The following is a 20,655-nucleotide window of genomic DNA, read 5'->3' on the forward strand; positions in this document are numbered from 1 at the left end:
CGCGGCCGACCGGCACGTCAACGATGGCACCGGTGCGCTTGACCGTATCGCCTTCCTTGATGTCGCGGTCGGAGCCGAAGATGACGACGCCGACGTTGTCGCTCTCGAGGTTGAGCGCCATGCCGCGGATGCCGCCGGGGAACTCGACCATCTCGCCCGCCTGGACGTTGTCGAGACCGTAGACGCGGGCGATGCCGTCACCGACGGAGAGTACCTGGCCGACCTCGGATACCTCGGCATTGCGGCCGAAGTTCTTGATCTGCTCCTTGAGGATTGCGGAAATTTCCGCGGCGCGGATATCCATCAGCCGACCTCTTTCAATGCGATCTTGAGTGCGTCGAGTTTCGTTTTGAGCGACGTGTCGATCATGCGCGAGCCGAGCTTGACGACGAGACCGCCGATCAGCGACGGGTCGACGTCGAGTTCAACATGAACCGACTTGCCGGATATGTCGGCCAGCGCACGCTTGATGTCGGTGAGCTGACCGTCGGAAAGGGGGATCGCCGAGACGATGCCGGCCGTCACCTCGCCACGGCGGTCAGCCAGAAGCTGACGGTAGCGGCGGAACATGTCGGACAGCGCCGAAAGGCGGTTATTGGCGGCGACGAGCTTGATGAAGTTGCCCACCGTGTGGCCGAGGCCGGCGGCCTCGATGACGGCGGTGATGGCCCTCAACTGATCCTCGGTAGAGAAGACCAGCGACTTCATCAGGCGGCGAAGGTCGGCGCTTTCGCGGTGAAGGGTCTCGAAACGGGCGATGTCCGCCTCGACGATTTCGAGCTCGCCGGTCTCGCTCGCCAGTTCAAACAGGGCCGTTGCATACCGTTCGGCGACCCCGAAGACCATCGTTTCCGCTTCGCTCACGTAAGAACCCCTCATCGGTGCGAACCATCAAAGGTTCACCCGTTTGAACGCTTTGAAGAAATTCGCAGAATAGAATACGACGGCGGCACGGCGCACGGCCCCGCAGCGAACTTGGCTCCGTCTATCACAGGACTTTCCCTCACGCAACGCGTTCACTGGATTCAGGAATTCCGTTTTTTGCGCGGATATCCTTAGGTAATTGGCCGCTTGGGACATCCCCTTAAAAAATGCTCATCCTAAAGTCGAATAGTTTATCGTTTTAGATGGACTTTGGCCGGCATTTTCGAGTCGTCGGCCTCATAGGAAGTTCTGCGGATCGACGTCGACATAGGCCTCGACGCCGCGCGTCGGCCGGTCGGCGGCGGCGATCCAGGCCCGCATATAGGCGGAAAGGTCGGTATCGCGCCCTGAATGGGCGATCAGGCGGAAGCGGTGGCGACCACGCACCACGGCGAGCGCCGCCTCGGCCGGCCCCAGCACCTCCACCGCCGGATCGCGCGGTGCCATGCGGGCAAGGTGCCGGGCGTGATCTTCGGCAAGCTCACGGCTCGGGCCGGATACCAGGATTGCCGCGAGGCGACCGAAGGGCGGCATGGCCGATCGCTCGCGCTCGGCAAGCTCGGTACGATAGAAGCGCTCGGCATCGCCCGATATCAGCGCCTCGATCACCGGGCTTTCCGGCGCATAGGTCTGGAGCAGGCCAAGGCCCTTGCCGATGACGCGGCCGGCGCGGCCGGTGACCTGGGCGAGCAGTTGGAAGGTTCGCTCGGCGGCGCGAGGGTCGCCCTGGGACAGGCTGAGATCGGCATCGACCACGCCGACCAGCGTCAGCTTGGGGAAGGTGTGACCTTTCGCGACCATCTGCGTGCCGACGACGATGTCGCACTCGCCCTTGGCCACCGCCTCGAACTCCGCCCTCAAGCGCTGGATGCCGCCCCCGATATCGGACGACAGCACCACGGTCCGTTTGTCGGGCAGCAGTGTCTGCATCTCCTCGGCGATGCGCTCGACGCCGGGGCCGCAGGCGACGAGGCTGTCGAGCGTGCCGCAAGAGGGGCAAGCCTCGGGACGGGGCACCGTGTGGCCGCAGTGATGGCAGACGAGACGCCCCCGGAACCGGTGCTCCACCAGCCAGGCCGAGCATTGGGGGCACTGAAAGCGATGGCCGCAGGAGCGGCAGAGGGTGAGCGGCGCATAGCCGCGCCGGTTGAGGAACAGCATCGCCTGTTCGCCACGCTCGGTCACTTCGCGAATGGCGGCGACGAGGCCTGGTGCCAGGAAGCGGCCGCGCGGCGGACCGGCCTTGCGCATGTCGATGGCATAGAGGCTGGGCAGGTCGCGGCCGGTGGCGCGGGCCGGCAACACGATATGCCGGTAGCGGCCGCGTTCGGCATTGACGCGGCTTTCGAGCGACGGTGTCGCCGAGGCGAGGATGACCGGGATGTTTTCCAGCCGGCCGCGCACCACCGCCATGTCGCGGGCGTGATAGCTCGCCCATTCCTCCTGTTTGTAGGCTGTGTCGTGCTCCTCGTCGACGACGATCAGGCCGAGGTCGGAGAAGGGCAGGAACAGGGCCGAGCGGGCGCCGACAACGACGCGTGCCTCGCCGAGCGCCACGGCCCGCCAGGTCCGGGCGCGCATCTTCGGGCCGACATCGGAGTGCCATTCGGCCGGCAACGCGCCGAAGCGTTCGGAGAAGCGATCGAGGAAGGCACGGGTCAAGGCGATCTCCGGCACCAGGATTAGTGCCTGCCGACCGGCGCGGAGCGCGTCGGCCACCGCTTCGAGGTAGACCTCGGTCTTGCCCGAGCCGGTGACGCCGTCGATCAGAGTCACGCCGTCGTCGCGCGCCTCGCGCAGCTTGGCGACAGCGGCCGACTGATCGGGCGTCAGATCGATGGGATTGAAATCGGGGTCGGGCGTCCGGAACGGCCGCCCAGGCGCAAGTTCCACCTCCGCCAGCGCGCCGGCTGTCACCAGCCCCTCGACAACCGAAGGGGAAACGCCGGCCGCCGCCGCGAGACCGGCGCGTGTCCAGGCCTGGCCTTCGTTCTCCGCGAGCAGCGCCAGCACACGGCGGCGGGCATCGGTGAGACGCTCAGCCGTGGCTCCGGTCGCGACGAGGCCGCGCAAGGGCGGCTCCGGTTCGAGCGCGTCCGGCGCCCGCAGCACCATGCGCATCACCATGCCGCGCGGCGTCAGCGTATAGCGGGCGACCCAGTCGACGAAGGAAAGCATCTCGGGCGTCAGCGGTGGCGCGTCGAAGGCTGCTTCGATGGGGCGGAGCCGGTTCGACGAGGCGGAAAGCTCGGCCGGCTCGGCGGTGACGACGCCCACCACCTTGCGCGGGCCGAGCGGCACCTGGACGATCGACCCCGGCACGACGGCCATGCCGTGCGGCACCCGATAGGAATAGGAGAGATCGAGGCCGACCGGCGTCAATACCTGCACCACCTCGCCGCCGGATGCCGGGCGGACGCTGGCGTCTCCGAACAGATCATGGAGCGAGGAGGTGGGTTTTTCGGTCGGCATCGGCTGATTCGAGATGTACGGAGAACAATCATAGGCTAAACGGAGGGCCGTCGCCTCGCCAAGCCATTGTCCGTATGGAAGCCGCCGACCATGAGCCGTCCCGCCGTCATCGTTCTCTCGTCCTTCGTTGCCCGCGGATCGGTGGGCGCCCGCGCCGCCTTCGCGCTGGAACGGCTCGGCCATCGTGTCTGGACGCTGCCGACGGTCATCCTGCCCTGGCATCCCGGTCACGGACGCGCTCATCGCCTGGCCTTGCCGGAAGCCGACTTCGCAGCGCTCTGCGCTGATCTCGCCCGCGCGCCCTGGCTTTCCGAGGTGGGTGGCATCATCACCGGCTATCTCGGCTCGGCCGGACAGGCGGACGCCGCTGCCGCACTGGTGGCCGCCGTCAGGGCGGCCAACCCCGAGGCCCTGCATCTCGCCGATCCGGTCATCGGCGACATCGGCGCCGGCGGTACCGGCAGTCTTTATGTACCAGAACCGGTGGCCGTCGCCCAACGCGACCGTCTCGTCGCCATCGCCGACATCGCGACGCCCAACCGCTTCGAGCTCGGTTGGCTGACCGGCCGACCGGTCGAGACGCTGACCGAGATTGCCGCCGCGGCGCGGGCGCTGGGTCCGAAACGGGTCGTCGTCACCTCGGCGCCGGCGCTTATGGCCGGCAAGATCGCGGCCGCCCTCGTCACCGCGAGCGAGACCATCGTCGCCGAGAACCAGATGGTCGAGGGCGCCCCCAATGGCACCGGCGACCTGTTCGCGGCGCTGTTCCTGTCGCGGCTGATCGGTGGCGCCTCCGACGAGGCGGCGCTCGCCGCGGCATCGGCCTCCACCTTCGAGGTGATCGCCCGGTCGGTGAAGGCCGGCGCGCGCGAGCTGGAACTGGTGGACCAGCAGGAGGCGCTGGTCCGGCCGATGGCCATGGTCGACATTCGCCGGCTCGCCACGCCGCGTCGACCGGTTCCGCGCCCTTCGGGGATCGAGACCCTGTGAAGCCCGCCTTGATTGACGCTTATAAGTAGACTTCCGTATAACGCGCCGGGTGGGCTCGCCACACCCGTCCCTCCAGCCGGACCTGTAGCCATGACCGAAACGCAAGCTCCCTTCCGCCCGAAGCTGCCCGCCTCCTTCCCGGGGCGCCTGACGACCGGCTACGAAGCCTTCCGAGACGGCCGCTATCCGACCGAAAACGAGCGCTACAAGCGCCTCGCTGCCGAGGGACAGAAGCCGCAGATCATGATCATCGGCTGCTCGGACAGCCGGGTGTCGCCGGAAGTGATCTTCGACGCCGGGCCGGGCGAGATCTTCGTCGTCCGTAACGTCGCCAACATCGTGCCGCCCTACACGCCGGACGGCGAGACGCACGGCACCTCCGCCGCCCTGGAGTTCGCGGTCATGGCGCTCAACGTGCGCCACATCGTGGTGATGGGCCATGGTCGTTGCGGCGGCATCATGGCGGCGCTCGACAGCCGCGACCCGCTGACGCCCACCGACTTCATCGGCAAGTGGGTGTCGGTGCTGGACGAGACGGCCGAGCGGGTGCGCTGCGACCATGCCATCGCCCCCGGCCTGCGCTATACCGCCCTCGAGCATGAGGCGATCAAGTCGTCACTGAAGAACCTCCTCGCCTATCCCTTCGTCAAGACCCGGGTCGAGGCCGGTGCGCTGGCGTTGCATGGCGCCTGGTTCGACGTCGCCGAGGGCGAACTTCACGTGCTCGATCGCGACAGCGGCGATTTCACCGTCCTCTCCGGTACGCTTGCCCCTTGAACCTTGCCGGCAAGGCGATTACGGCTAGCGGCCGATGTTTCGGCCGGAGGAGACCGGCTGCCTTCTTTCAAGCTTCGAGGATGCGACGATGGCAAAGAATTCGCTGTTCCTGCTGCCCGGCGACGGCATCGGCCCGGAAATCATGGCCGAGGTCGAGACGATCATCGCCTTCCTGAACCGCAAGGGCCTCACCGACTTCTCGCTCGATCGCGGTCTGGTCGGCGGTTCGGCCTATGACGCCCATGGCGTCGCCATCTCGGAAGCGGACATGGCCAAGGCGCTCGCCGCCGATGCCGTGCTGTTCGGTGCGGTCGGCGGTCCGAAGTGGGACGGCGTGCCCTATGACTGCCGGCCCGAAGCTGGCCTCCTGCGTCTCCGCAAGGATCTCGGCCTGTTCGCCAACCTGCGACCGGCCATCTGCTACCCGGCGCTGGCCGATGCCTCGTCGCTGAAGCGCGACGTGGTGGAAGGCCTCGATATCCTGATCGTCCGCGAGCTGACCGGCGGCGTCTACTTCGGCGAGCCGAAGGAGATCGTCACGCTGGAGAATGGCGAGAAGCGCGCCGTCGACACGCAGGTCTACACCACGCACGAGATCGAGCGCATCGCCCGCGTTGCCTTCGATCTCGCCAAGGCACGCAACGGCCGCGTTTCCTCGGCCGAGAAGCGCAACGTCATGAAGTCGGGCGTGCTTTGGAACCAGGTGGTGACCAAGATCGGCAGGGAAGAATACGCCGACGTCAAGCTCGACCACATCCTCGCCGACAACTGCGCCATGCAGCTGGTCCGCTACCCCAAGCAGTTCGACGTCATCCTGACCGACAACCTGTTCGGCGACGTGCTCTCCGACATCGGCGCCATGCTGACTGGTTCGCTCGGCATGCTGCCGTCGGCCTCGCTCGGTGCGCCGGACGCTGCCACCGGCAAGCGCAAGGCGCTCTACGAGCCCGTCCACGGTTCGGCGCCGGATATCGCCGGCACGGGCGCGGCCAACCCGATCGCCATGATCGCCTCCTTCGGCATGGCGTTGCGCTATTCCTTCGGCCTGATCGACCTTGCCGGCAAGCTGGACGAAGCCATCGCCCGCGTTCTCGGCAAGGGTCTCCGCACCAAGGACATCGCCCAGAAGGGCGAGGCCACCGTCGACACCCGCGCCATGGGTGCCGCCATCCTGGCCGAGTTCGAGGCGCTGGTCGGCTGACCCTTCGACTTTCGGCGATCGGAGCGGCGCTCACGGGGTTGTTAACTCCGCCGCTCTTGTTTTCCGGGGGTGCCGCACCAAATCATGATCATGACGGCACCGCCCATCAGGCACTGCCCCCCGTCTCGCCAGCGGCGGTGACCGTCGGCCGGGCTCCCCTCCCGGCCCGCGCTGATCCCTAGCGCCGCGCCCAGCCTTCCCCCGAGGCTGGGCGCTTTCATATTCAAGCGATGGGAATGCGGCCCGCAGATCGATGCCCACAGATCGGCGATTGTCGGCGGGCCGGTTTTTCAGTATAGAGCGGGTCATGTACGCGAAGCCGCAGATCACGCGCCTGCCGACGTCGGTCGACTATTTCCCGGCCCACGATCACGCGCGCCTGCCGTGGCGGTTTCTGGCGCGGCAGACCGGCGACAGCCGACTCCGGGCCTGAGATACCGGCCGATACCGTCGGCCTGTTCCATGATTTCCTACATATGTCAGGGCGCGGTTCGCCCGCACCCCTGGAATCGAAAGTCCGATCATCATGACCGCCAAGCCTCGTACCCTCTACGACAAGATCTTCGACGACCACGTGGTCGAGACCCAGGCCGACGGCACTTCGCTGCTCTACATCGATCGCCACCTCGTGCATGAGGTGACCAGCCCGCAGGCCTTCGAGGGCCTGAGGACAGCCGGTCGCAAGGTGCACCAGCCGGGCAAGACGCTCGCCGTCGTCGATCACAACGTGCCGACCACCGACCGCACCAAGGGCATCGAAGACCCCGAGAGCCGCGAGCAGGTGGCCCAGCTCGCCATCAACGCCGCCGAGTTCGGTGTCGAATACTACAACGAGCTCGACCGCCGGCAGGGCGTCGTCCATGTCGTCGGTCCCGAGCAGGGCTTCACGCTGCCCGGCATGACCATCGTCTGCGGCGACAGCCATACCTCGACGCATGGCGCCTTCGGCGCGCTCGCCCACGGCATCGGCACCTCCGAGGTCGAGCATGTGCTCGCCACGCAGACGCTGATCCAGAAGAAGGCGAAGAACATGCTGGTGCGCGTCGATGGCAAGGCGCCGGCCGGCGTCACTGCCAAGGACATCGTGCTGGCGATCATCGGCGAGATCGGCACGGCCGGCGGTACCGGCTACGTCATCGAATATGCCGGCGAGGCGATCCGCGCCCTTTCCATGGAAGGCCGCATGACCGTCTGCAACATGTCGATCGAGGGTGGCGCCCGTGCCGGCCTGATCGCGCCGGACGAGACGACCTATGCCTATATCGCCGGCCGGCCCAAGGCGCCGACGGGTGAGGCTCTGGAACGCGCCATGGCCTACTGGCAGACGCTCTACACCGACGAAGGGGCGCATTTCGACAAGGTGGTGACGCTCGACGCGGCCAGCCTGCCGCCGATCGTCACCTGGGGCACCAGCCCGGAGGACGTGGTGGCGATCACTGGCGCTGTCCCCAACCCCGACGACATCCAGGACGAGACCAAGCGCGCCTCCAAGTGGCGGGCTCTCGACTACATGGGCCTCAAGCCGGGCCAGCAGATGACCGACATCGCCATCGACAAGGTGTTCGTCGGCTCCTGCACCAACGGCCGCATCGAGGATCTCCGGGCTGCCGCCGCGGTCGCCAAGGGCCGCAAGGTGGCATCGTCGGTCAAGCTCGCGATGGTCGTGCCGGGGTCGGGCCTTGTCAAGGAGCAGGCGGAAGCCGAGGGCCTCGACAAGATCTTCATCGAGGCGGGCTTCGAGTGGCGTGAGCCGGGTTGCTCGATGTGCCTTGCCATGAACCCCGACAAGCTGGCGCCGGGCGAGCGTTGCGCCTCCACCTCGAACCGCAATTTCGAGGGCCGGCAGGGTTACATGGGCCGTACGCATCTGGTGTCGCCGGCCATGGCGGCGGCGGCGGCCATCGCCGGCCACTTCGTGGACATCCGTCAGTTCAAGTGACCTAGCGCCTTGGCGCCGTAAAAATATCAAGGGCCGGAGCCAGTCGCTCCGGCCTTTTTCATTCGTCGCCCAGCCAGCGCAGCCATCGACCGTGGAAATCGCCGCGTGCCAGGACGTGATGTTCGCCAGAAGGAAACAGCGTCACCAAAAGGCCGGCGCCTGGCGTCTGGCCGTCCGCCTCGAGCCGCAGCCAGGCCAGCGGCTCCTTTTCGGCGGCCCGCAGCATGGCCGTCTGGATGCGGAGACGAACGGGATCGGCGAGATATTGCCAGAAGATCGAATGGACCACGACGCGCAGCGTTCCTTCTTCCGGCGGCGCGGCCAGTTCGCGGGCGAGGAAGTCGGCCGCGTCGGCTGCTTCCACCCGTTCCGGCCGGGCGGCGGCGTGGGTGAGGGCGGCGGTGAGGCGCGCCTTGCGCTCTGTCTGGTCGGCCCAGACGTAGGAGAGAAGGCGCGTCCGGTGCTCGGCGTCATCGGGGTCGAGGGGCGCCAGGTCGCAGGCCCGGCGGCGTACCACCTCGACGGCGCCATCAAGTGGCGGCGGCGCGTCGCATTCGGGAGCGAGCTCGATGGGCGCCTTCTTGTTCCCCCAATGGGCGGAGCCGTAGCGATAGGCGTAAGCATCCCAGTGAAGGTTGAGGCCGGCGCTGGCGCCGATTTCCAGGATGTCGAGCTTGGGGCCGAAGCGCCGGGCCAGCCACAGGAAGCCGGGCAGAAGCATGGCCGAGCGGCCGACCTCGTTGGTCTGCGGCGGGCTCATCAGGATGTCGTGGAGATCGTGGTCGTGCCGGGCGATGGCGGCAGTCACGGCGGCCACCAGCGTTTCGTCCGAGGCGTCGATCGGCGGATAGGCGGCGGCGAGCCCGGCGTCGCGCCGGGTCAGTACCAGCCGATGCAGGCCGCCGAACAGGCGGAGCGGCACGGCGTCTTCGCCGGCGTGGCCGTTCCAGGCGAGAATGCGGCGGCCGGTCAGGGTCGTCCCATCGAGAAAGCGCGGCGCGAGATCGGCGAGGCGGGCAGTGAAGGAGGAGCCCATGGCACGGCAGGCCTCGGCCTGGCGGCGGAAATGGTCGAAGATGTCGCTCATCGCTTGTCCCCCGGCGTTCCCGTTTCTTTCGACGATAGCGGTGGCGGGGGGCGATGACCAGCCCGGCGGTCGTCACTCCAGTGTGAGCGGACTGCCGTCCGGCGGTTCAAAAAAGAACGCCACCTGTCGTCTCAGCCTTGCCCCGACCGGCCGCATGGGGCAAGTAATGGTAATGTCACGCGTAAGCGTTGCTTTCCGGGGGACTTTTGACCATGTCGCTGACGATTGCCGCCGTCACCCAGGCCGACGCCCACAAGCTGGCGCCGATCATCGCCGCCTATGCCCAGGCGATGAAGCGCGGGGCTCCGCGCCGTCCGGACGAGTATTACGCCGAGCTTCTCGCCGTCGACCCGGCAACGGAAGTGCTGGGTGCCTTCGTCGATGAGGAACTGGTGGGGTTCGCGGTGTTCTTCGACCTGCCCGACACCATGTCCGGGCACCGCGTCGGTCATCTCGAAGACATCTACGTCCTGCCTGCCTTCCGCAATCGCGGCATTGGCCGCAAGTTCGTCGAGGTCCTGAAGATCGAGGGCCAGAGCCGCGGCTGGGATCGTCTGCGCTGGGTGGTGCCGCCGCCGGTCGACGCCGCCGCCACCGGTCTGCCCACCGACAGCGCGCTCTATGAAGAGATCGCCACGCCGTCGACCTCCAAGCTCTACGACATCATCATCGACCCGCTGTCGCGCAAGTCCTGACGGACTGCCCATAAAGCGGGCAGGTGACGCCCAAGCTCAGGGCTTTCCCGGATGGCTGTTTCGCCCTTAAATGCGGTCGCGCTCGACGCGACCGCAGGGAGAGATGATGGCCGTCCTGACCAAGCTGACGCACGTCACCCGCTATGTCTATGACAAGCCGGTCGTTCTCTCTCCGCAACTGGTGCGCCTGAGGCCGGCGCCGCACAGCCGCACCGCCGTGCCGGCCTATGCGCTCAAGGTCACGCCCGAGAACCATTTCGTCAACTGGCAGCAGGACCCGCACGGCAACTGGCTGGCCCGCTTCGTCTTTCCCGAACCGACCAGTGAGTTCTCGGTCAGCGTCGACCTGCTTGCGGAAATGGCCGTCTACAATCCCTTCGATTTCTTCATCGAAGACTATGCCGAGCACTGGCCGTTCACCTATGCGCCGGAGCTGGCCAAGGATCTCGCGCCTTTCCTCGAATGCGAGGGGGAAGGGGAGCTCTTCGAGTCCTATCTCGCAACGATCCCCCGGGACCGCAGGCAGACGACCGATTTCGTGGTGGCGGTGAACCAGGCGCTGCAACAGCACATCGCCTATGAGATCCGGCTCGAACCGGGCGTCCAGAGCCCGGAGGAGACGCTGTCCCGCCGCGCCGGCTCCTGCCGCGACAGCGGCTGGCTGCTTGTGCAGCTCCTGCGCCGGCTCGGCCTCGCCGCCCGCTTCGTCTCCGGCTACCTCATCCAGCTCAAGCCCGACGTCAAGGCGCTCGACGGCCCCTCCGGCACCGAGGTCGACTTCACCGACCTTCACGCCTGGGCGGAGGTCTATATTCCCGGGGCCGGCTGGATCGGCCTCGACCCCACCTCCGGTCTCTTGACTGGGGAGAGCCATATCCCGCTCGCGGCCACACCGCATTACCGCTCGGCAGCACCGATCGTCGGCTCCTACAGCGCGCCGCCGGACACGAAAGCCGAATTCTTCTTCGACATGAAGATTGCTCGGATCGACGAGCGGCCGCGCGTCACCTGGCCGTTCTCGGACGAGGCCTGGGCGCGGCTCGACCGGTTGGGCGAACTGGTGGATGGCGACCTCCAGGCGGGCGACGTTCGGCTGACCATGGGCGGCGAGCCGACGTTTGTTTCCATCGACGACTATCAGTCGGACGAGTGGAACACCGCCGCCGTCGGTCCCACCAAGCGTGGCCGCGCCGATGATCTGATCCGCCGCCTCGCCGCCCGTTTCGCGCCGGGCGGCTTCCTGCATTACGGGCAAGGCAAGTGGTATCCGGGCGAGAGCCTGCCGCGCTGGACCTTTTCCCTCTATTGGCGCAAGGACGGCAAGCCGATCTGGCGCAACCTCGACCTCGTTGCACCCGAGCAAATGCCGACGCCGGCCGATGCGGAGGCCGCCTGCGCCCTGGTGCGCGGCGTCGCCCGCCGGCTCGGCGTATCGGGCCGCTGCGCCGTTCCCGCTTATGAGGATCCGGCCCATTGGATCCTCAAGGAAGCCGAACTGCCAGATAACGTCACCGCCGAGGACAACAAGCTCGACGATCCGGAAGCGCGCGCCCGCATCGCCAGAGTGTTCGAGCGCGGCCTCGGCACGCCGAGCGCCTATGTGCTGCCGATCCAGCGCTGGCAGGGCGCCGCCGCCGGCAACTGGCTATCGGAGGTCTGGAATCTTCGGCGCGGCAAGCTCTACCTCATCCCCGGCGACTCGCCGGCCGGTTTTCGCCTGCCGCTCGCCTCGTTGCCCTGGGTACCGCCGGCCGCCTATCCCTTCCATGTCGACCGCGACCTGATGGGCGAGTTGCCGCCGCTTCCGGACCCGGATCAACTCGCCACTGCCTATGAGCATTCGCGCGAACCGGCGGCCGATGATCCGCGCGTCGATCAGTGGATGACCGAAGGCGGCGCTGTGCGTACGGCCATGAGCGTCGAGCCCAGGGGTGGCCGGCTCTGCGTGTTCATGCCGCCGGTCGCCGGTGCCGACGACTATCTGGAGCTGCTCGCCGCTGTCGAATCCACAGCCGAGGACCTCGGCCTGCCCGTTCATATCGAAGGCTATCCGCCGCCGCATGATCCGCGCCTCAACGTCATTCGTGTGGCGCCGGATCCGGGTGTCATCGAGGTCAACATCCATCCGGCGGCAAGCTGGAAGGATTGTGTCGCCATCACCTCCGCCGTCTACGAGGAGGCGCGGCTGTCCCGCCTCGGCACCGACAAGTTCATGATCGACGGTCGCCACACCGGCACCGGCGGCGGCAACCATGTGGTAGTCGGCGGCGAGACGCCCCACGACAGTCCGTTCCTGCGCCGGCCGGATCTTCTCAAAAGCCTCGTGCTCTACTGGCAGCGTCACCCCTCGCTGAGCTACCTGTTCTCGGGCCTGTTCATTGGGCCGACCAGTCAGGCGCCGCGCATCGACGAGGCGCGGCACGACAGCCTCTACGAGCTGGAGATCGCACTCGCCCAGGTGCCGTCACAGGGCGAGGGATCGGCTCCCTTGCCCTGGCTGGTCGACCGGTTGTTCCGCAATCTTCTGACCGACGTCACCGGAAACACCCACCGCTCGGAAATCTGCATCGACAAGCTGTTCTCGCCGGACGGCCCCACCGGCCGCCTCGGCCTCGTGGAGTTCCGCTCCTTCGAGATGCCGCCGGACGCCCGAATGTCGCTCGCCCAGCAGCTCCTGCTCAGGGCGCTGATCGCCTGGTTCTGGAACGAACCGCAGCAGGGCAGCTTCACCCGCCACGGCACGGCGCTGTTCGACCGCTTCATGCTGGAGCACTTCGTCTGGCAGGACTTCATGGAGGTGATCGCCGACCTCAACAGGGCCGGCTATCCGATCGAGTCAGTCTGGTACGACGCCCAGCGTGAGTTCCGCTTCCCCTATTTCGGCACCGTCACCCGCCAGGGCGTGTCGCTGGAACTGAGGGGCGCGCTGGAACCCTGGCATGTCACCGGAGAGCAGGGGGCGGTTGGCGGCACGGTGCGTTTCGTCGACAGTTCGGTGGAGCGATTGCAGGCGCGCGTTTCCGGCTTCGATCCGGCTCGCCATGTGCTCGCCTGCAACGGCCGGCGCGTGCCGGTGGCGGCGACCGAGCGCAACGGCAGTTATGTCGGCGGCGTCCGCTTCAAGGCCTGGCAGCCGGCCAGCGGTATTCACCCTGTACTGCCGGTCAACGCGCCGCTCACCTTCGAGATCATCGATCGCTGGTCGAAGCGCTCACTGGGTGGCGCCACCTATTTTGTCGCGCACCCCGGAGGCCGCAACTATGAGACCTTCCCGGTCAATGCCTATGAGGCGGAGGCGCGACGTCTGGCCCGCTTCCAGGATTTCGGCCATTCGCAAGGGTTGGTGAACCTGCCGGCCGAGGAGACGCCGGGCGAGTTCCCGGTAACGCTCGACCTGCGCCGGCCGGCCGGTATCTGAACAGACGCCGACCGGCGGCCATCTTGGCGATGCCGCGCCGGTCTGCTTAACTTGGGGCGGTGATGCCCGTCCCTCATGCCGGAAAGCCGATGAGCCAGCTCCAGTCCGATCCGCCTCCTGCCGGACAGAAAGCCGGGTATGGTTTGCTGACGCGCGGTTATAAGCCGCTTGCCGGCACCTATGACGAGATGATGGCGCCGGACGGCACGTTGCGCGGCCCCTGGTCCGCGTTTTTGCAGCGCCTTGCCGCACTGGGCGAGGAGGGCGTGCGCGAAGCCTTCGCCGGCGCCGAACAGCAGCTCAAGAACTCCGGTGTCTTCTTTCGCGTCTATGACGATCCGGCCGGCGCCGAACGGCCGTGGCCGCTGACGCCGGTGCCGCTTCTGATCTCCTCGTCGGAATGGGCGGCGCTGTCGGCTGGCGTCGTCCAGCGGGCGCGTCTCGCCGAGGCGCTGCTTGCCGATGTCTACGGTTCGGGGCGGCTTGCCCGCGACGGGGTGCTGCCGGCGGCCGCCATTGCCGGCAGCCCGGATTTCCTGCGGCCACTGGTCGGCGTTACCCCTAAGGGCGGCCGTTTTCTGCGCTTCTTCGCGGTCGACCTCGGTCGCGGCCCGGATGGCCGCTGGTGGGTGCTCTCCGACCGTGCCCAGGCGCCGTCGGGTGCCGGTTATGCGCTGGAAAACCGCCTGGCGGTAACGCGGGCGCTGCCGGAAGTGGCACGCGGCCTCAACGTCGAGCGTCTCGCTTCGTTCTTCCAAGCTTTCCGCGATGACCTCGCCGCCCTCAACGCCGGCGCCGAGGCACGCGTGGGGTTGCTCACCCCCGGGCGCCTCAACGAGACCTATTTCGAGCACGCCTATCTCGCTCGCTACCTTGGCTTCCTGCTGGTGGAAGGCGGCGATCTGACGGTGCGGGACGATGCGGTTTATGTCCGCACCGTTTCCGGCCTCAAGCGCATCGACGCGCTGTGGCGGCGCCTCGACGGTGACTTTGCCGACCCCCTGGAGCTCCGCACCGCCTCGGCGCTTGGCGTGCCGGGCCTTGTGCAAGCCATCAGAGCGGGGCGCGTCGACGTCACCAATGCGCTCGGCTCCGGCCTTGCCGAATCGCGGGCGCTGATGGGCTTCATGCCGGCGCTCTGCCGGCATCTCCTCGGCGAGGAGCTGACGCTGCCCAACCTTGCCACCTGGTGGTGCGGACAGGAGGCGGAGCGGCGGATGGTGCTCGACGGTTTCGACCGCATGGCGATCGCTTCGGCCTTCTCGGGCCCGCTGCCGGGGCTGCCCTTCTGGAGCAAGCTCGGCGCGGCGATGAACAAGAGCGAGCGGCAGACGGTTAGGACCTTGATCGAAACGCGCGGCCTCGACGTGGTCGGCCAGGAAAATGTCGGCCTCTCCACCATGCCGGTGTGGGACGGCAGTCGCCTCGTGCCCAAACCCTTCGTGTTGCGCCTCTTCGTGGCGGCGGTCGGTGACCAGGATTGGGTGGTAATGCCCGGCGGCTTCTGTCGCATCTCCGGGTCGAGCGACGCCCGTCTCGTGTCCATGCAGCAAGGCGCCGAGACGGCCGATGTCTGGGTGCTGTCCAACGCGCCGGTCAGAGAGGTTTCGCTGCTGCCGCAGCCGGACCGTGCCTCCATCCGCCGGTCCACCGGCACGCTGCCGTCGCGCTCGGCCGACAATCTCTATTGGCTGGCCCGCTATCTCGAACGGGCGGAAGGCACGCTGCGTCTCCTGAGGGCGCTGATCAACCGCTTGGTGGAGGCTGGCGGCGATGCCGAGCAGCCGATTATCAGGGCGCTCATCGACCATCTGCGGTTCATCGGCGCCATCGACCTCGATCGCCAGGGAACGCCGGCCGAACTCGTTGCCGCCGCCCTCGGCGACCCTGCCTCGCCCTCCGGGCTGCCGGCACTGACCGGCGCGGCGCGCGCCGCTGGCTCGGCCATCCGCGACCGTCTGGCACCGGACGCCTTCCGGGCGGTGACGGAAATCGCCGTCCTGTTCGAGAGCTTCGGTCGGCGCCGCCTCACGCCCGGCCAGATGCTTGACGAGGTCAATCACGGTCTCCGCCGCATCGCCGCCTTCGCCGGGCTCGCCGCCGAAAACATGAACCGCGCCATGGGCTGGCGCTTCCTCGATCTCGGCCGCCGTATCGAGCGGGCGCTGGCGACCGCAGCCATTGTCCGCCGCTTTGCGCTGGACATGACCTCAACCGAGGGGCTCGACCTTGCCCTTGAGGCGGGCGACAGCCAGATCACCTATCGCTGGCGCTACGTCATGCGGCCGGCCCCACTGCCGGTCATCGACCTCCTGATGCTCGATGACGCCAACCCGCGCTCCGTCGCCTTCCAGATGGCGCGCATCGTCGAGCACCTTGAGGCGCTGCCGGCCACCCGCCTCGACGGCCGACCTGTGGACCTCCTGCGCCTTGCCCGCAAGCTCGACGCGCGTCTCGCCAACAGCGCTGCCGAGAAGATCGAGGCGCGGGACATCGACAAGATCACCGGCCGGCTGTTGCGGCTGTCCGGCCTCGTCAGCGATCGCTTCTTCACCCAGCGCCCCAGTGAGGCGCGGCCGGAGGAGCTCGAATGATCTACGAACTCAGTCAGGAAACGCGCTACGCCTACACGGCGGCGGTTCCCTATTCGAGCCACGTTGCCCGTCTCTTGCCTGTGGACCGCAAGGGACAGACGGTGCGGCGAGCGACGCTTTCCATTACGCCGGCACCGGCCGAACGACGCGAGACCATCGACTTCTTCGGCAATCGCATCTGCCATTTCGCCTTGGACCGGCCGCATGACCAGCTGATCGTCCGTCTTGGCGCAGAAGTGGAAGTGGCGCCGGCCGAGCCTTATCTCGCCGCGCTGACGCCGCCCGCCGAGGAGGTGCAAGCGCTGGCGGCCGCGAGCGGCGATCCCGGTGCCGACTCGCCCGTGCATGGCCTGTTCCCCTCGCCGTCGGTGCCGCTCGATCCGGCCATCACCCGCTATGCCGCGCTGTCCTTTCCGGCGCGACGGCCGGTGCTGGAAGGGGCGATCGAGCTCATGACGCGGATCAAGGGCGACTTTGCCTATGTGCTGGGCGCCACCGATGCCGACACCAGTCCTTCCGACGCTTTCGTGGCGAAGAAGGGGGTCTGCCAGGACTTCGCCCATGTGATGATCGCCGGCCTGCGCGGCCTGGCGCTGCCGGCCCGCTACGTTTCCGGCTATCTCCGCACCGAGCCGCCGCCCGGCCAGCCGCGGCTCGAAGGTGCCGACGCCACCCATGCCTGGGTCGAGGTATGGTGTGGCGGCGAGACCGGCTGGGTGGGGCTCGACCCGACCAACGGCATCGTAGCCGGCGAGGATCACTTGGTGCTCGCCATCGGCCGCGACTATTCCGACGTGTCGCCGCTCGACGGCGTCATCGTCGCCTCCGGAGCCCACAGCCTGACGGTGGCGGTGGATGTCATTCCCTTGATCGGGGCGTCCGGAAACCGGCCCCTTCGCGTGGTGGAGTGATCCTCACCCTCTCGCGAAGGCGAGGCAGGCGGCGAGTACGGCTCGCAGCGTCAGCCGCGTCGGTCCGGCGAACACCGGGTCAAAGGCGACAGGCCAGTTCGCCTCGCTGACCGGCCCAAGGCTCTCGCGGATATAGCCACGGCAGGCAAGTTCCATCTGCAGCGCGTAAACCCCCGTCTCCGGCTGGCCGTAATGGCGGGTGATGTAGCCACCCTTGAAACGACCGTCGACCACATGGCTGCGACCAGAGCCGGCAAGGATGTCGGATAGGCGCTTTATCAGGTCCGAAGCGGCCGAGGCGCCGCTGTTGGTCCCAAGATTGAACACGGGAAGTTTGCCGGCAAACAATCTGGGAATGGCGGAACGGATGGAGTGGCAATCATAGACGACCACCCGTTCGTTGATGTTGCATAGCCGGCTAATTTCCGCGGTCAAGGCCTCATGATAGGGACGATAGTAGACGTCGGTGCGCGCCTCGATTTCGTCGGCATCGGGTTCAAGGCTTGGGCGATAGAGCGGTTCACCATCGAAGGTTTCGACCGGGCAAAGACCCGTGGTGGCCTGTCCCGGATAGAGCGAGACGCCCGAGGGGTCGCGATTGAGGTCGATGACCGTGCGCGACCAGTGAGCGCGGACGATGGTGGCGTCCATCTCGCTTGCGAAGTCGTAGAGCTGGTCGATCCACCAGTCGGCGTCTTTTCTCGCCAGCCAGGGCGATACGAGCCGCTTCTCGATGTCCTCGGGAATCGCCGTGCCGACATGCGGCAGCGAGAGAAGGAGCGGCGCCTGGCCGCGTCGGATGACCGGGTTCGTCGCCTCGCTCATTCTTGCACCAGGGTCGGCAGGAGGTCGTTACCAAGGGCGGCGATGAGCCGACCGGAGGTGACGAGGCGGGTGGCCGCCTCCATGTCCGGTGCGAAATGTCGGTCATCGGCCAGCGCTGGCACGTCGGCGCGCAGCAGGTCGATGGCTGCGGTGAGCGGCGTCGATGTGCCGAGCGGAGCATGAAAGCCGATGCCCTGGGCGGCGGCGAGATACTCGATGCCGATGACGTTGGCGGCATTCTTTGCCATGGCGAGGAGGCGGCGGGCGCCGTGGGCGGCCATGGAGACGTGATCTTCCTGGTTGGCCGACGTCGGGATGGAGTCGACCGAGGCCGGATGGGCCATCTGCTTGTTTTCGGAAACAAGCGCCGCTGCCGTCACCTGCGGGATCATGAAGCCCGAGTTGAGGCCGGGTTTGGGCGTCAGGAAGGCCGGCAGGCCGGAGAGAGCCGGGTCGACCAGCATGGCGATGCGCCGCTCGGCGATCGAGCCGATCTCGCAGATGGCGAGGGCGATGATGTCAGCGGCAAAGGCCACCGGTTCGGCGTGGAAGTTGCCGCCTGAGATCACTTCGCCGGTGTCGGTGAACACCAGCGGGTTGTCGGAGACGCCGTTGGCCTCATCACTCAGCGTGGTGGCCGCTTGCCTGAGCAGGTCGAGGCTGGCGCCCATTACCTGGGGCTGGCAACGCAGGCAGTAGGGATCCTGGACGCGGCCATGATCATCGAGATGCGAGGCGCGGATGGCCGAGCCCGACAAGAGAGCGCGCAGGCTGGCGGCGACGTCGATCTGGCCCTTGTGGCGGCGCAGGAGGTGAATGCGCGGATCGAAGGGCCCGTCGGAGCCCTTGGCGGCATCGACCGACAGTGCGCCTGTAACCAGTGCCGCCTGGAACACGCGCTCGGTCTCGAACAGGCCGGCCAGTGCCAGCGCCGTCGACACCTGCGTACCGTTGAGAAGCGCTAATCCCTCCTTGGGACCAAGCACGAGCGGCTTGAGACCGTTTGCTTCCAGCGCGGCAGCGGCATCGACCGGCCGTCCCTCGACGAACATCTGGCCGACGCCCATCAGTGCGGCGGTCATATGGGCGAGCGGAGCGAGATCACCGGAGGCGCCGACCGAACCCTGACCGGGGATGACAGGGATGAGGCTGCGTTCAAGGCATGTGCCGAGATGTTCGAGCGTTTCCCAGCGCACGCCGGACGCACCCTGGGCGAGGCTCGCCAGCTTCAGCGCCATGATCAGCCTGATGACGGCGATCGGCAGTGGTTCGCCGACGCCGGCGGCGTGCGACAGCACGATGTTGCGCTGGAGCGTTTCGAGGTCGGCGGCATCGATGCGCACCGAGGCGAGCTTGCCGAAGCCGGTGTTGACGCCATAGACCGGGTCGCCCTTGCCAATGATCGCTTCGATGGCGGCGGCGGCCTTGTCGACCGGGCCGCGTGCGGCGGCGTCGATGGTGGCGCCATCGCCGAAGTAGATGGCGCGCCAGACCGACAGCGGCACCTCGCCGGGCACGAGGCGGTGGAGGATCGGGGTGTCTTTCATTCACCTCTCCAATAGCGGGCGGCGAGCGGGTTGAATCCCATGCGGTAGACGAGTTCGGCAGGGCGATCGACGTCCCAGACGGCGAGGTCGCACCATTTGCCTCTTTCGATCGACCCGGTCTCCCCGGCAAGGCCGAGGGCGGCGGCGGCGTGGATGGTCATGCCGGCAAGGCATTCGGTGACCGTCAGCCGGAACAGGGTCGCCGCCATGTTCATGACGAGAAGCGGCGAGGTCAGTGGAGATGTGCCGGGATTGCAGTCGGTGGCGATGGCGATGCGGGTGCCATGCTGGCGGAACAGGTCGACCGGCGGCAGCTTGGTCTCGCGGATGAAATAGAAGGCGCCGGGCAGCAGCACGGCGACGGTGCCGGCGGCGGCCATGGAGGCGGCTCCAGCCTCGTCGGTGTGTTCGAGATGGTCGGCCGACAGCGCGCCGTGGCGGGCGGCAAGAGCCGCGCCGCCGAGGTTGGACAGTTGATCGGCGTGGAGCCGCACCTTGAGACCGAGGCGCCGGGCGGCGGAGAAAAGGTCGTCCACCTCCTCCGGCGAGAAGGCGATTGTCTCGCAGAAGGCGTCGACGCAATCGGCTACCCCCTCGGCGGCAATGGCGGGCAGCATCTTGTCGCGGAGAAGCGCCAGATAGCCGGCGCGGTCGCCCTTGAACTCGGGCGGCAGGGCATGGGCGCCGAGGAAGCTGGTGCTTACCGTCACCTTCCGTTCGCCGGCGAGGCGGCGGGCGGCGCGCAACTGGGCGCGCTCGCTGTCGAGATCGAGGCCGTAGCCGGACTTCACCTCGACGGTGGTGACGCCCTCGGCAATCAGGTGGTCGAGGCGGGGCAGGGCGCTGGCCACGAGGCCGTCCTCGCCGGCGACCCGGGTGGCGGTGACGGTCGAGACGATGCCGCCGCCGGCTCGGGCGATTTCCTCGTAGCTGGCGCCGGCCAGGCGCAGCTCGAACTCGTGGGCACGATTGCCGCCGTGGACGAGGTGGGTATGGCAGTCGATGAGCCCCGGCGTCACCAGCCGCCCCCCGAGATCGACGACCTCGCCGTCGGGCGGGATTGCCGGCGCGCCGGTCTCGGCGCCGGCATAGACGACGCGGCCGTTGGTGGAGATGATCGCCGCCCGCTCCACCGGCGTGATGTCGAGGGGATCGGCCATCGTGACGAGGCGGGCGTTGCGGAACAGGCGGGTGGCCATCGCGATACCTGATGTGGGTGTTGGTTTATATGTATAGACAACCTCGATCCCGATGCAAGCCATTCGCAGGCCAGGG

At 67.5% G+C, this 20,655-nt stretch carries 16 protein-coding genes; 9 read left to right on the top strand and 7 right to left on the bottom strand.

Features of this window, described 5'->3' with window-relative positions; all coding sequences use genetic code 11:
• From CXZ10_RS19135 to CXZ10_RS19145, 3 genes are all read right to left on the bottom strand, one after another.
• Positions 1–304: HAS-barrel domain-containing protein (locus CXZ10_RS19135; protein WP_342587954.1), on the bottom strand; the 304-nt coding region annotated here is incomplete at its 3' end.
• Positions 304–864, bottom strand: a complete 561-nt coding sequence (locus tag CXZ10_RS19140; protein WP_425298918.1) for a F0F1 ATP synthase subunit delta — start codon at positions 862–864, stop codon at positions 304–306. The genes CXZ10_RS19140 and CXZ10_RS19135, both read right to left, overlap by 1 nt.
• Before the next feature lie 297 nt (positions 865–1,161).
• On the bottom strand, positions 1,162–3,396 hold the full coding sequence (locus tag CXZ10_RS19145) for a primosomal protein N' (protein WP_180336080.1): 2,235 nt from the start codon (positions 3,394–3,396) through the stop codon (positions 1,162–1,164).
• Between the two features lie 90 nt (positions 3,397–3,486).
• Here CXZ10_RS19145 and pdxY point away from each other — a divergent pair, with 90 nt between their 5' ends.
• From pdxY to leuC, 5 genes are all read left to right on the top strand, one after another.
• Entirely contained in the window at positions 3,487–4,386 is a 900-nt protein-coding gene (pdxY, locus tag CXZ10_RS19150) for a pyridoxal kinase (RefSeq protein ID WP_101291076.1), read from the top strand.
• A gap of 90 nt (positions 4,387–4,476) precedes the next feature.
• Complete coding sequence (locus CXZ10_RS19155) at positions 4,477–5,163, top strand: carbonic anhydrase (RefSeq protein WP_101290976.1); 687 nt, start codon at positions 4,477–4,479, stop codon at positions 5,161–5,163.
• Between the two features lie 88 nt (positions 5,164–5,251).
• The gene (gene leuB, locus CXZ10_RS19160; protein ID WP_101291077.1) at positions 5,252–6,364 is read left to right on the top strand and encodes a 3-isopropylmalate dehydrogenase; all 1,113 of its coding nucleotides are present in this window, start codon (positions 5,252–5,254) and stop codon (positions 6,362–6,364) included.
• A 307-nt stretch (positions 6,365–6,671) separates the two neighbouring features.
• The gene (locus CXZ10_RS21935) at positions 6,672–6,797 is read left to right on the top strand and encodes a hypothetical protein (protein ID WP_280178916.1); all 126 of its coding nucleotides are present in this window, start codon (positions 6,672–6,674) and stop codon (positions 6,795–6,797) included.
• Between the two features lie 93 nt (positions 6,798–6,890).
• On the top strand, positions 6,891–8,303 hold the full coding sequence (leuC, locus tag CXZ10_RS19165; RefSeq protein ID WP_101290977.1) for a 3-isopropylmalate dehydratase large subunit: 1,413 nt from the start codon (positions 6,891–6,893) through the stop codon (positions 8,301–8,303).
• A gap of 58 nt (positions 8,304–8,361) precedes the next feature.
• Here leuC and CXZ10_RS19170 read toward each other — a convergent pair whose 3' ends face one another.
• Positions 8,362–9,390, bottom strand: coding sequence for a DUF2332 domain-containing protein (locus CXZ10_RS19170; protein WP_101290978.1), 1,029 nt, complete (start codon positions 9,388–9,390; stop codon positions 8,362–8,364).
• A 212-nt stretch (positions 9,391–9,602) separates the two neighbouring features.
• Here CXZ10_RS19170 and CXZ10_RS19175 point away from each other — a divergent pair, with 212 nt between their 5' ends.
• The 4 genes from CXZ10_RS19175 to CXZ10_RS19190 all read left to right on the top strand — a co-directional run bounded on the left by CXZ10_RS19175 (position 9,603) and on the right by CXZ10_RS19190 (position 17,008).
• A complete protein-coding gene (locus tag CXZ10_RS19175) occupies positions 9,603–10,085 on the top strand; it encodes a GNAT family N-acetyltransferase (protein ID WP_101290979.1) in 483 nt (160 codons plus the stop codon).
• Between the two features lie 106 nt (positions 10,086–10,191).
• Positions 10,192–13,503, top strand: coding sequence for a transglutaminase family protein (locus CXZ10_RS19180; RefSeq protein ID WP_101291078.1), 3,312 nt, complete (start codon positions 10,192–10,194; stop codon positions 13,501–13,503).
• Positions 13,504–13,592: 89 nt separating this feature from the next.
• Positions 13,593–16,097: a circularly permuted type 2 ATP-grasp protein gene (locus CXZ10_RS19185; RefSeq protein WP_244617121.1), complete on the top strand. Its 2,505-nt coding sequence runs from the start codon at positions 13,593–13,595 to the stop codon at positions 16,095–16,097.
• Complete coding sequence (locus CXZ10_RS19190; protein ID WP_101290980.1) at positions 16,094–17,008, top strand: transglutaminase family protein; 915 nt, start codon at positions 16,094–16,096, stop codon at positions 17,006–17,008. Before CXZ10_RS19185 ends, CXZ10_RS19190 begins: the two co-directional genes overlap by 4 nt.
• A gap of 3 nt (positions 17,009–17,011) precedes the next feature.
• Here CXZ10_RS19190 and hutG read toward each other — a convergent pair whose 3' ends face one another.
• From hutG to hutI, 3 genes are read right to left on the bottom strand one after another with little or no spacing between them, the layout of a single operon-like run.
• Positions 17,012–17,833: an N-formylglutamate deformylase gene (gene hutG / locus CXZ10_RS19195; protein ID WP_101290981.1), complete on the bottom strand. Its 822-nt coding sequence runs from the start codon at positions 17,831–17,833 to the stop codon at positions 17,012–17,014.
• A complete protein-coding gene (gene hutH, locus CXZ10_RS19200; protein ID WP_101290982.1) occupies positions 17,830–19,380 on the bottom strand; it encodes a histidine ammonia-lyase in 1,551 nt (516 codons plus the stop codon). Before hutH ends, hutG begins: the two co-directional genes overlap by 4 nt.
• Positions 19,377–20,579 carry an imidazolonepropionase gene (gene hutI / locus CXZ10_RS19205; protein ID WP_101290983.1) on the bottom strand — a complete coding sequence of 401 codons (1,203 nt, stop codon included), beginning with the start codon at positions 20,577–20,579 and terminating at the stop codon, positions 19,377–19,379. The genes hutH and hutI overlap by 4 nt, the downstream gene beginning before the upstream one ends.
• Between the last annotated feature and the right edge of the window lie 76 nt (positions 20,580–20,655).

Origin of the sequence: Pleomorphomonas diazotrophica (genome assembly GCF_002844595.1) — a bacterium.
Taxonomy (GTDB): Bacteria; Pseudomonadota; Alphaproteobacteria; order Rhizobiales; family Pleomorphomonadaceae; genus Pleomorphomonas; species Pleomorphomonas diazotrophica.

Bases quoted from the DNA above. Each gene is read 5' to 3' on its own strand.
- leuB (WP_101291077.1), top strand. From the start codon at position 5,252: ATGGCAAAGAATTCGCTGTTCCTGCTGCCCGGCGACGGCATCGGCCCG.
- hutI (WP_101290983.1), bottom strand. From the start codon at position 20,579: ATGGCCACCCGCCTGTTCCGCAACGCCCGCCTCGTCACGATGGCCGAT.
- pdxY (WP_101291076.1), top strand. From the start codon at position 3,487: ATGAGCCGTCCCGCCGTCATCGTTCTCTCGTCCTTCGTTGCCCGCGGA.
- hutH (WP_101290982.1), bottom strand. From the start codon at position 19,380: ATGAAAGACACCCCGATCCTCCACCGCCTCGTGCCCGGCGAGGTGCCG.
- CXZ10_RS21935 (WP_280178916.1), top strand. From the start codon at position 6,672: ATGTACGCGAAGCCGCAGATCACGCGCCTGCCGACGTCGGTCGACTAT.
- CXZ10_RS19190 (WP_101290980.1), top strand. From the start codon at position 16,094: ATGATCTACGAACTCAGTCAGGAAACGCGCTACGCCTACACGGCGGCG.
- CXZ10_RS19185 (WP_244617121.1), top strand. From the start codon at position 13,593: ATGAGCCAGCTCCAGTCCGATCCGCCTCCTGCCGGACAGAAAGCCGGG.
- CXZ10_RS19180 (WP_101291078.1), top strand. From the start codon at position 10,192: ATGGCCGTCCTGACCAAGCTGACGCACGTCACCCGCTATGTCTATGAC.
- CXZ10_RS19175 (WP_101290979.1), top strand. From the start codon at position 9,603: ATGTCGCTGACGATTGCCGCCGTCACCCAGGCCGACGCCCACAAGCTG.
- CXZ10_RS19145 (WP_180336080.1), bottom strand. From the start codon at position 3,396: ATGCCGACCGAAAAACCCACCTCCTCGCTCCATGATCTGTTCGGAGAC.
- leuC (WP_101290977.1), top strand. From the start codon at position 6,891: ATGACCGCCAAGCCTCGTACCCTCTACGACAAGATCTTCGACGACCAC.
- hutG (WP_101290981.1), bottom strand. From the start codon at position 17,833: ATGAGCGAGGCGACGAACCCGGTCATCCGACGCGGCCAGGCGCCGCTC.
- CXZ10_RS19155 (WP_101290976.1), top strand. From the start codon at position 4,477: ATGACCGAAACGCAAGCTCCCTTCCGCCCGAAGCTGCCCGCCTCCTTC.
- CXZ10_RS19170 (WP_101290978.1), bottom strand. From the start codon at position 9,390: ATGAGCGACATCTTCGACCATTTCCGCCGCCAGGCCGAGGCCTGCCGT.